General features: G+C 57.7%; 1 protein-coding gene. It reads left to right on the top strand.

Going from position 1 to position 596, the window contains the following annotated elements; all coding sequences use genetic code 11:
• Window positions 1-60: 60 nt before the first annotated feature.
• A partial coding sequence (locus tag IEX97_RS13240; protein WP_229776942.1) for a Mu transposase C-terminal domain-containing protein occupies window positions 61-596 on the top strand: 536 nt, incomplete at its 3' end.

Raw genomic sequence — 596 nt, forward strand, 5'->3', positions numbered from 1 at the left:
GGGTTGTTCGTCATGCATGAGTTTGGGGGAGCCGTGGAGGGAATGCAAGGTGGGCGGGATTTGACGCTTACCTTCATCCCCGAAGCCTACGAACAAGTCGAGGCAGGGCATATCCGGACGCTTGGCGAGTTGAATGACGCATTTTGGGCTTGGGTCGATGGGTATTACCACTTGCGAAAACATGGCAGCACGGGACAGTCTCCCAAGGAACGGGCAGCGGCGAGCAACCGTACGCCCAAGCGGGTTTCAGAAGCGGAACTGACGGACATTTTCCTGTGGGAGGAGGAGCGTACGGCCGACAAGGCGAGCTGTGTCTCTCTAATGGGCAACACCTATGAGGTGGACCCTGAACTGGCCAGGCAGAAAGTGACGCTACGCTATGACCCGTTCGATCTTACGGTGATCCAGGTCTGGAGTGAGGGTAAGAGATGGCCTGACGCCAAACCGGTGGATTTGATCCGACGTTATGACCGGCGGGTTACCTCGGCCGTGAAAGGCGACAAAGAAAGTACGGACCACGTCTCTTTCTTCGAGGCAGCGGACAACCGGCGCAGGCAGGCGGCTCAGGGATCCCCGCTGCGATTTTCGGATGTAAA

This window comes from Paenalicyclobacillus cellulosilyticus, assembly GCF_014647315.1.
In the GTDB taxonomy this organism is placed as follows: Bacteria; Bacillota; Bacilli; order Alicyclobacillales; family Alicyclobacillaceae; genus Alicyclobacillus_J; species Alicyclobacillus_J cellulosilyticus.